This window comes from Paenibacillus kobensis NBRC 15729, assembly GCF_004000825.1.
Classification (GTDB): Bacteria; Bacillota; Bacilli; order Paenibacillales; family Paenibacillaceae; genus Paenibacillus_T; species Paenibacillus_T kobensis.
Window position 1 is genome coordinate 45,287 of the sequence record NZ_BILZ01000043.1, and the last position, 6,643, is coordinate 51,929.

Sequence of the window (6,643 nt, forward strand, 5' to 3'; positions counted from 1 at the left end):
TGCTACCTCCTAAAAATTTGCATTGGCCTGTGTAACAGCTAATTTAGAACAAAGCGCTGTCTTTGTCGATTCGTCTTACGAACCAGTTCGATAGGAAGACGAGTATAAATCCGACAGTTGACTGATACAAACCTGCTGCTGATGATAATCCGGAATCGCCCATTGCAATGAACGTTCGATATACGTAAGTGTCGATGACGTTCGTGACCGGGAACAAAGGACCAGATTCTTTCGGTACCTGATAGAACAATCCGAAATCGGCGTAGAAGATACGGCCGATCTGCAACAGCGTCATAATAATCATGACCGGGATAAGCAGTGGTATCGTAATCTTCATAATTTGCTGCCATTTGTTCGCGCCGTCAATCGTCGCTGCTTCGTAATATTCATCATCAATTCCGATAATCGCTGCCATGTAGATAACCATATAATAACCGACATTCTTCACCGTATTGACCAGAGGCATAATGTACGGCCATGCTTCTACTTTGAAATACCATTGAACCGGATCTACGCCAAACGCTGGTAATATCGTCGTATTGACGAAGCCGTTCTTGTCATGAAGCAAGCCGTATACCAGGTACGAAACTACGATCCAAGACAAGATGTAAGGCAAGAAAATAATCGATTGGTGAAACCGTGCCAGAAACTTACTCCGAAGCTCATTCAGCATTATCGCGAAGATAACAGGGATAATTAAGTTCAGCACAATAAACAATGAGTTGTAGAGCAAGGTATTTCTTGTAATGATCCATGCGTCGCTTGTTTTGAACAAATACTTGAAGTTCTCGAGCCCGACCCACTCACTGTCGACAAAGTTCAACAGTATGTTGGAATGCTGGTACGTCATACTCTTGAAGGCGATTACGATACCAGCCATCGGGAGGTAGTTGTTCACAAGCAAAATCAAAAAGCCGGGCAACATCATTAAGTAAAACATCCCGTATTTCCGTAAATTACTCCTGATTGCCATCCAATTTCCTCCTGCTTCTTTCCTAGTGCCCTATCCGGGTCTTCCTCTTTCGTCTATTTCATTGTAAAAAAAATAGCCACGGAGCTCTATTCGCACCGTGACCTTATTAACGTTGTTGTGACTTATTTGATTATTTTAGTCGACATGCTGGAATATTCGTCGATATTCCTGAGGCGTTAAGCCCGTTGCTTTCTTGAAAAGTTTGGAGAAGTGTGAAAAATTGCTGTATCCGACCGACACAGCGATATCGCTGATGCGGTTGTTGCCGTTCTCCAGCTCCGCCTTCGCTCTCACGATTTTGCGGTCCGTCGTGTAATCTGTAATCGACTGTCCGGTTTCCTTCCGGAACAGGCGGGATAAGTAAGCCGGGTTGAGATAGACATAATCGGCCAGCCTCTCTCTGCTTATATCTTCATCGAGATGCTCCTCGATATATTGCTGTGCCTTCCGAACCATATTGGAGACGTCTTTGCCGTTCTGCCGCATATATTCAGCTGCCTGCATGCACACCGTTAACGCCCACGCTTTGAGTCCTTGAAGTGATTTCAGCGCCTGCCCGCCGTCCTCCCATTCCCGATGAGGGTACGCTTTGTCTACAGCAAGCGACTTGCGTTGGAACGTCTGGAAAATCGTGTGCACGATGCCGAAATAGATCGACACGATATGCGCGTAATCAATACCTTCTTGTTCCTCCAGCAGCTGATTAAAAAACTCATCGATCTTCGCGGCCAGTTCCGTCCGCTTGCCCGATTCCAATAAGACCGCCCAATCCGCCAGCGGAGGATGCGATGCCGACATCGCTTGCTGCTTCGAACGGTCTCTCTCCTGAACATGAACGACTGTGCATGTATCGGTCAGATTGCGTTTCTCCAGCTCATTCAGATGCTGAACCACTTCACGCAGCGATGTGACCGGTGCCGGAACGCCTACATAGCAGGACAATCGGCAGTGCAAATACGCGCTGCACTGATCGATATATTGACGGCACCGTGCATCGAGCTCGGCCTTCGCGACAGCATCCGGCTCATAGAGCAGCACGAGCAATGCGCCGCTGGCATCTTGAATGACTTCGCCGCGCGCGTTCATCAATATAATTTCTTCCGCTGCATTCTTCACGCCATAGGTCATAATTTCTTCATCACGCGCCGACCATTCTTCCTGCCACTGCTCAATGCTTATTAGGATGACCATGATCGGAGAGTCCGCTTGCAGCGGGATGCCATACAGCTTCAACTGCGGGTTCAACTGTTGAGGCGCGACAGACTGCCGCCAATGAATGACATCCTGCCACAAACGCTCCGCCATGACAGGAAGCTGCTTCTGCCACTGCTGGTAATACAGCTCGTAAGTGCGATGAAAAGCGTCGTGCTCCTCCTGAATCCGAACTTTATCAAAAGCTTGCAGCAGCGTGTTCTGCAGATGACTGTGGTCGACTGGCTTAAGCAAATAATCAAATCCGTCGAGCTGCAGCGCCTGCTGCGCGTATTTGAAGTCGGCATGGCCCGTCAATAGGATCGTCTTCGTCATCGCTGAATGTACATTAACCCAGCTAAGCAGCTCGATACCGGTTTGATTCGGCATATCGATATCGGATAACAGGACATGAATGGTATGCTCTCGAAAATAATTTTGCGCTTCCTCCGCATCGCAAGCGGTATAAATATTTGCGATCGGCATCGAGCTCCAGTCCAGCCCGTGCACGATTCCTTTGATCGCAATTTCCTCATCGTCTACGATAAGCAAATTGTATCCCATATGATTCACGCCCCCTCTATCGACTCAGAGAGTCTATTCCGTTTTAATACGGCTCTATATAGCGGCAGCTTGCCGATCGGTCATATTCGGAAACTTGATCGTAATGACAGATCCCATACCGTCTTCCCGGTTAGCGAACTTGATCGTCGCACCCTCTCCATAATGAAGGTTAAGCCGGTGCGCCACATTCATAATGCCAAGCCTGCTGGATTCTCCCTCCGGAAGCGGTATGCCGTCCCGCAATTTCTCCAGCACCTCGACCGGAAACCCGACACCGTTGTCAGAAATCGACAGCAGGAACCCGCCGCCGCCTTGTTCCGTATCTTGTACGACCGAAATATGGATGACGAACAGCTGCTTGCGGTTTTTGAAACCATGAATAATCGAGTTTTCTACGAACGGCTGTACCGTTAACGCTGGAATCGGATAACTCTTAAGCGGCTCAGGGATATCGTATGTAATGACCAGTTTGTTCGGAAAACGAAGCTCTTGAATCGTAATGTAATTATCGATATGCCGCAGTTCTTCATCAAGGGTGATCGTGTCCCGGTTCGCCCGCATAATAAAGCGGAAATAGTCGGCCAGATGAAGCGACATTTTTTTGACCGATTCATGATCCTTCAAAGCGGCGAAGTTATAGATGATATTAAGGGTGTTCATATAGAAATGCGGATTGATCTGAGCTTGCAGCTGCTTCAATTCCCCCTGCTTTACTCGAAGCTGCTCCTCATACATGCCGATCTTTAGCGTCTTAATCTGCTCTGCCATCGTATTGAACGTATTGGCTAAGAAGACGAACTCGACTGTCTTATCCGATTGAAGACGAACGTCCAGCATCCCGAGCGAGATCTTCTTCATTCCTAGAATCAGCTCGCCTAGAGGCTTGAACATAATTTTCTGAACGAATATGAGATACAGCATCAATATAATGAAAATCCCTACCGGCAGGAAAAACACCGCCATCTGAAAGAACGGAAGGTTCTGCAAAATCGACTTCTCCGGCAGCATCACTGAAAAGGCAAGTTCAACCGCTTCGCTCACTTTCGCCATAACCAAATATTTATCGTCCTCGCCCTTTATCGTCATGTAGGGATCGCGGACGTTCACTTCCATCCCGTTCAGCTGAACCGGCAAATGCACTTCACTAAGCGGTATCGACATTCGATTGTTCTGCAGCGTATACAGCTGGCTGAACGTATTCTCGCCTTGCTGCTCGGCAAGCTTATCGGCTATATCCTTGGCTCGGATGATTGCACCGACATATAGGCTGTCCGTAACATGAATGGCTTTAATAATAATATAATTGCCTGGAATATTCTCATCCTTGGCGACCTGCCATTTGACCTGGGCCGGATTGTTGGAATCGTTTGCAATAATACTCGGCACATGTCTGCGAAGCAAGCTTTTCATCATCTCATAATTATTGCTTCTCGTTCCGATGATCACGTCTTTGTTGCTGTATAAGAAGAACGTATCGATCAAATCATAAAAGCCTACGTCCCGGTTAAGCTTATTGTAGATGCTGACCTTCGTTAGTACATAATTGTCTGAACCGTATTCATAAGAGCTGAGCAGACCGACTTCACTATCCAGAACGGCCATTTTCATCAAATAATCACTTACCTGTTTCAAGTTGATATCCGTCTGCTTCACATACATGTCCAGCGTGTTCCGGTACGTCTCGGACACTTTGTCACGGACAACCTCTTTGGCATAGAGCGTATTAACGATCATAAACAACACCAACGGAACGATGACAGCAACGAAGCTGAGCAGAAGCTTAACCTTTAGCGACTGTACTAATGCCATAGTAGCTCTCCATTTCTTTGTACTTTCTGCATTTTTATGTATTCGACCCAATCGATTCATTTCCTCTTACGATTTTTATTTGTGATTAAGGTTAGAGCCTATAGATTCTGGTATAGTATTAAGAAGGGGTCACCCATTTTTAAACATTAGAGAGGAGCAACAAGCAATTATGACGGAAGACAACAAACGGCGCGATCTGTCGCAGCCGGACGAGCAAGCACAGGAACAGACTGACATTTACGATACGAATGGGACAAGCTTCGAGCTGTCCGGGCAAGACGAAGAAGAAGCAATTGATGATGAGGCAGCAGCCGACCGATCGAACCGATCGATCGCTAGCAGCGACAACGCGCCTAAGCGCTCTGGTGCCGGCGGCTGGATCGCGGCAGCTATTCTTCTCGTTGCATTCATCATTGTTGCAATCAAAGCATTCTCGACGGGCGGCGAAGGCGGTACGGAAGCAGTCGCTGATGTTAACGGAGTAGAAATCACACAGAACCAGCTGTATGAAGCTCTCCTGCCTGGCGGCAATGGCCAGAAAGCGCTCGACAACCTGATTAACTACGAACTAATTAATCAAGAAGCCGAGAAGAACGGCATTAAGATCACGCAAGAAGATATGGACCATGAGCTTGAAGGACTTAAGAAGAACATGGGCGGCGAAGACGCGTTCAATCAAGCGCTGCAGCAATACAACATGACGGTTGAAGATTTGGGGCCAGATCTTCGTCAACAAGCACAATACCGCAAATTGCTCGCGCCTAAGGTCAAAGTAACGGACGAAGACATTAAAAATTACTACGAGCAGAACAAAGCTTCGTTCGCAACGCCTGAGCAAGTTCGTGCATCGCATATCCTGGTAGGCACGAAAGAAGAAGCAGAAGCCGTCCTCAAGCAACTGAACGAAGGCGGCGACTTCGCAACCATCGCGAAAGAGAAATCGCTCGATACAAGCAACAAAGACAACGGCGGCGACTTGAACTACTTCGGCCGCGGCCAGATGGAAGCGGCATTCGAAGATGCTGCATTCAAGCTTAAAGTCGGCGAAACAAGCCAACCGATTCAAACGTCTTATGGTTATCACATCATCAAAGTAACTGATCATAAGGATGCGGTTACACCTACGTTTGAAGACAAACAAGCAGAAATTAAAGATACGTTGACGACGCAGCAAATTTATCAGTTGTCCCAAACGCTCTTGTCGGATCTCCATTCGCAAGCTAAGATCGAGAACTATCTGACGAAAGATACAGAAGAAGCGGCAGCTGGTGAAGCAGGTACAGAAAAGACTCAATAAGTCGTTACCTCTTTATTACAAAATAAATAAGGGCATATACGACCTGACATCATTCGATGCTCAGCGTATATGCCCTTATTTATGCCGTGAGGTCATTAAAGCAACACGATCAAAGATATTCGTTTACCATACATTGTCGCGGTTCACTTTACGATCTCAACTGCATTGTATATTTCCAAACCCAGACCCGCCTATCAATATTTCAGCTGATAAATAGCAAAAAACTCTTATGTACTAGGTACACAAGAGTTCAATCATTCTAAGTAATGGTGCCGGTGAGAGGACTCGAACCTCCACGGTTTCCCTCACGATTTTGAGTCGCGCGCGTCTGCCATTCCGCCACACCGGCTAATCATTATTTTGTTCTTCCTTAGATTAATCTAAGGAAAAAGATGGAGGCGCCACCCAGATTCGAACTGGGGGTAAAGCTTTTGCAGAGCTTTGCCTTACCGCTTGGCTATGGCGCCGTAATGGAGCGGAAGACGGGAATCGAACCCGCGACCCTCGCCTTGGCAAGGCGATGCTCTACCGCTGAGCCACTTCCGCATTTAAATGGCTGGGGATCCAGGGATCGAACCTGGGAATGACGGAGTCAAAGTCCGTTGCCTTACCGCTTGGCTAATCCCCAACATTCATGGGGCGATCGAGGGGAATTGAACCCCCGAATGTCGGAATCACAATCCGATGCGTTAACCACTTCGCCACGACCGCCATGATACAAAAGAAATTGGCAGGGGCAGCAGGAATTGAACCCACACCAAAGGTTTTGGAGACCTTTGTTCTACCTTTAAACTATGCCCCTATGTAAA

At 47.3% G+C, this 6,643-nt stretch carries 4 protein-coding genes and 6 tRNA genes; 1 reads left to right on the top strand and 9 read right to left on the bottom strand.

The annotated features are described in order from the left end of the window. Positions 1-43: 43 nt before the first annotated feature. From PKO01S_RS20855 to PKO01S_RS20865, 3 genes are all read right to left on the bottom strand, one after another. Positions 44-973, bottom strand: coding sequence for an ABC transporter permease (locus tag PKO01S_RS20855; protein WP_127533379.1), 930 nt, complete (start codon positions 971-973; stop codon positions 44-46). Positions 974-1,108: 135 nt separating this feature from the next. After that, the gene (locus tag PKO01S_RS20860) at positions 1,109-2,728 is read right to left on the bottom strand and encodes a response regulator transcription factor (RefSeq protein WP_127533380.1); all 1,620 of its coding nucleotides are present in this window, start codon (positions 2,726-2,728) and stop codon (positions 1,109-1,111) included. Between the two features lie 54 nt (positions 2,729-2,782). Then, a complete protein-coding gene (locus tag PKO01S_RS20865) occupies positions 2,783-4,537 on the bottom strand; it encodes a sensor histidine kinase (RefSeq protein WP_127533381.1) in 1,755 nt (584 codons plus the stop codon). A gap of 169 nt (positions 4,538-4,706) precedes the next feature. On the opposite strand from PKO01S_RS20865, the gene PKO01S_RS20870 reads away from it, so the two are divergent. Beyond that, positions 4,707-5,834, top strand: a complete 1,128-nt coding sequence (locus PKO01S_RS20870; RefSeq protein WP_127533382.1) for a peptidylprolyl isomerase — start codon at positions 4,707-4,709, stop codon at positions 5,832-5,834. 267 nt (positions 5,835-6,101) lie between these two features. Here PKO01S_RS20870 and PKO01S_RS20875 read toward each other — a convergent pair. The 6 genes from PKO01S_RS20875 to PKO01S_RS20900 form a co-directional block, all read right to left on the bottom strand. Beyond that, a tRNA-Leu gene (locus tag PKO01S_RS20875) sits at positions 6,102-6,183 on the bottom strand. A 44-nt stretch (positions 6,184-6,227) separates the two neighbouring features. Next, positions 6,228-6,301: transfer RNA gene (locus tag PKO01S_RS20880), tRNA-Cys, on the bottom strand. Positions 6,302-6,305: 4 nt separating this feature from the next. Beyond that, a tRNA-Gly gene (locus tag PKO01S_RS20885) sits at positions 6,306-6,380 on the bottom strand. 7 nt (positions 6,381-6,387) lie between these two features. Then, positions 6,388-6,462, bottom strand: a tRNA-Gln gene (locus tag PKO01S_RS20890). A 7-nt stretch (positions 6,463-6,469) separates the two neighbouring features. Continuing rightward, positions 6,470-6,545, bottom strand: a tRNA-His gene (locus tag PKO01S_RS20895). Positions 6,546-6,562: 17 nt separating this feature from the next. Further along, positions 6,563-6,636 (bottom strand) — tRNA-Trp (locus PKO01S_RS20900). Between the last annotated feature and the right edge of the window lie 7 nt (positions 6,637-6,643).